Source organism: Deltaproteobacteria bacterium (genome assembly GCA_030654105.1).
In the GTDB taxonomy this organism is placed as follows: Bacteria; Desulfobacterota; SM23-61; order SM23-61; family SM23-61; genus JAHJQK01.
Genome location: JAURYC010000127.1, coordinates 1 through 3182, shown reverse-complemented (window position 1 = coordinate 3182; position 3182 = coordinate 1). Strand labels below are relative to the sequence as shown.

Annotated in this window: 5 protein-coding genes; all 5 read right to left on the bottom strand. The window is 51.3% G+C overall.

What is annotated here, in order from left to right; translation table 11 throughout:
- Positions 1-307 (bottom strand): hypothetical protein (locus tag Q7V48_05065; GenBank protein ID MDO9210104.1); only part of this gene is annotated, 307 nt, incomplete at its 3' end.
- Between the two features lie 30 nt (positions 308-337).
- A complete protein-coding gene (locus Q7V48_05060; protein ID MDO9210103.1) occupies positions 338-898 on the bottom strand; it encodes a thiamine pyrophosphate-dependent enzyme in 561 nt (186 codons plus the stop codon).
- Positions 899-947: 49 nt separating this feature from the next.
- Positions 948-1322: a hypothetical protein gene (locus Q7V48_05055; protein MDO9210102.1), complete on the bottom strand. Its 375-nt coding sequence runs from the start codon at positions 1320-1322 to the stop codon at positions 948-950.
- A gap of 114 nt (positions 1323-1436) precedes the next feature.
- A complete protein-coding gene (locus tag Q7V48_05050; GenBank protein ID MDO9210101.1) occupies positions 1437-1607 on the bottom strand; it encodes a 4Fe-4S binding protein in 171 nt (56 codons plus the stop codon).
- Between the two features lie 104 nt (positions 1608-1711).
- Positions 1712-2968: an acyl-CoA dehydrogenase family protein gene (locus tag Q7V48_05045; protein ID MDO9210100.1), complete on the bottom strand. Its 1257-nt coding sequence runs from the start codon at positions 2966-2968 to the stop codon at positions 1712-1714.
- Positions 2969-3182: the final 214 nt, after the last annotated feature.

Genomic DNA, 3182 nt, shown 5'->3' with positions numbered 1-3182 from the left:
TCAGGTTGACTTTTTCCACCTTATCCAAGTCTTTTGGGTAGAACCTTGAACCGCAGTAAAAAACAACGGATGAGAACAAGGGCATAAGGCAAGCCATCTGCAGGGCCACGGTAATCCCGTACCGGTCCGAAAGGGCTCCGGTTACGATGGGGCCGAGAGAGCTGCCCAGTAAATTTTGCGCGATTACGCAAAGCGCATAAGATATGGCCCGCAACCCCGGATGGATAACATCCTGGGTGACCGCCATGGCTGATGAGGCCCAGGCGATGGAAGCAACCAACAGCCTGGCCTGAATTTTCTTTTTCATCCACCGGTCCGCAATCCACAATTAATGGTTCTATTTAAAAAATTTCGATACATCAAATCCGGCAACCATGGCCAGGACAATGCTGCCCGGGCTGATGGGTTTGGGATCCGTGATGACGTTTAGGCAGGCAGGCACACCCGCAGCAAAAGCCTCATCCAGGGCCGGCCGGATGTCCTCGGGGGTTTCTACCAGTATTCCTTTTCCACCGAGAGCTTCCACTGCCTTATGATAATTGACCATGCCGATCTCCGTTCCTTCTTTGATGAAACGGCCAAGTTTGACTTCCTGCGAATGCCGGATCATTCCCCACTGCTGGTCGTTGCAGATGACCGTGACCACCGGCAGGTTTTTCCGGAGGGCCGTTTCAAATTCCATAAAGTTAAAGCCAATAGAACCGTCGCCGGTGACCAGGCAGACCCGTTTATCCGGGTAGAGCAATTTAGCGCCAAGGGCATAGGGGAGGCCGCAGCCGAGACACCCAAATAACCCGGATTCCAGGTAATGCCCGGATTGTCTGACGGTCCGGGTCATAGACATCCACACTTGGGTATCTCCGCCGTCGCTGACCACAATATCATCTTCCCGATTCATATAGTTGTTGACTTCGGCACAGATGCGCATGTGGTGGGCGGGGATAGATTTACTTCCCCAATTTAATGCTCCGAAAGCTTTCTTGTCCTTTTCTTTTTCTTTGAGAAATTCGACCCAGGGTGCAAACCGATGCCTGAGGGCTGAACTTCTTTCCGTTTGGTCGATGAGTTGATTCATTTTGAATCATTTGTTGAATGGAATCGTTGCTGGTTACGTCCAGGTCAAGAGCCAGGGTTTTAACCCCATATTTTTCTGCCAGACTGCTGGCGATGCTCTGCATCTCTTGGCGCATTCCCATTTTTACACCACCAACGCTCTCCGGGCCCTTTCCGAGATCGGCAATGATGACATTAGCGCCACAGGAAGCCATTTTCGCGACAATGGCAAAACCAATTCCAGTTCTTTTCCCTGCCCCCGTAACCAAGGCCGTCTTTCCCTTCAGGTCTTCATACCTAGAAAAATCCTTCCTTATCGAACATACCGAATCAGGCAGTTAAGTAAGATTTCAATTCCTCCGGTGCCCCGCGGATACCTTTTATCAACCACCCTCAATCGCCCGCGCAGGGCAGATGTCCGAACACGTACCGCAGTCGGTGCAAAGGTCAGGATCGATCCTGGGCCTTTCTTTTCCGGCAGAAATAGCCTCGAGGGGACAGACTTGCAAGCATTCTCCGCAGTTGGTGCAGCGCTCAGTAATCCGGTAAGCCATATGTTCAATGTGGAATTCGGAGTGCGGAGTGCGGAGTGCGGAATTTCTAACCGGAATAACGGGTTTAGATTTTTATTCCGCATTCCTCATTCGGCATTCCGAATTTAAAAGTTCCTCCACATATCCTCATCCGTATAGATTTTTTCTTTCTCGGCGTCAATGCCCATGGCATCCATTTCCACATTCCGGCGATCACTCAGATCGCCTAGGAACTCTTGGAAAGTTTCATGCTGGATGAGAGCGTCCATGATCTGACTCGTACCCGTCCAGATGAGGCACAGGCGGGAGTCACGCAGATACCTCTCTAAGGGGTAAACATTGGTATAACCGATTCCCCCTAAAACCTGCATGGCGATGTTAACGATAGACCAGGAAGCTTCCGTAGCAAATTTCTTGGCTTCGCTGACCAACCGCCGATGGGGCATTCCTCTGTCCACGGTTTTGGCCGCTCCATAAACCAACCCCCGGGCCGCATCCAACCGGGTCATTGCGTCGGCAATCATCGAACTGACTGCCTGAAACTTCCGGATTTTCTTGCCAAAGGCGACCCTTCGGTCGCTGTAGCGGATGGCAACTTCCAAGGCCCCACGGCCCCCCCCTACAGATGCTGCAGCCGAAGTGAGGCGTTCCGGGATCATCATCCGGTCGAAAAGCAGAGCACCATATCCCAGCTTTCCAACCAGGTTCTCCTTGGGTACACGACAGTTCCGGAAGACCAGCCTTCCCACGCCAGTGCCCCGGCATCCCAGGAGGCCGTATACATGTTCCACCTGGACTCCCGGACCTTTCTCCACGATAAACATGGAGATCCGCTGATGAAGAGGTGCTTTGGGGTCCGTGTTACAGTAAACAGTGAAGAAATCTGCCGCTTCGGCTCCGACCACAAAACGTTTCTGGCCATTCAATATAAAAGAATCACCATCAGCAACTGCGCGGGTCGTGGCCCCGAAAAAATCAGACCCACCCCTCGGTTCGGTAAGGGCTTCTTCCGGGATCTTGGTGCCGGTGATGATGGGTCTCAAATATCTTTCTTTTTGTTCATCAGTTCCAAAGACGTTGAGAGCCTCACCCACGATGGAAGACATCACAAAAGCACAACCCAAGGCCACTCCCAGAACCCCCACTTCCTCTTCGGCTACGACTTCCGCGGTCCAGGGTAACTCCCGCCCACCCCATTTTTTGGGGAACCGTATTCCCCGAAGGCTATGTTCGGCCAGCTTAGCGATAAATTCATAAGGAAACTTGATCTCGTCCCGGTCCATGGCTCGCAAAAGGTCTGCCGGCACTTCATCCCTGACAAATTGGCGAACTTCATCCCGCAGCGCTTTCTCTTCTTCGGTCAGCAGGGCGTCATAGAGCATGGTAGCCTCCTTTCATCATCAGAACGTCTTTTCTGTGGTCTACTTTAGAGATCAACCAAGGAAATGTTCTTTCGTCTTACAGACAGCCTTATGAAACTCCGGGGATAAATTTAATGGATAGGAAATTCCTTTTTGGACACGGATTCACCCTGTTAGATGTTTACTATCTAACAGGGTAAACACAGATTATCAGGATAAACTAAAAAGAAAATAA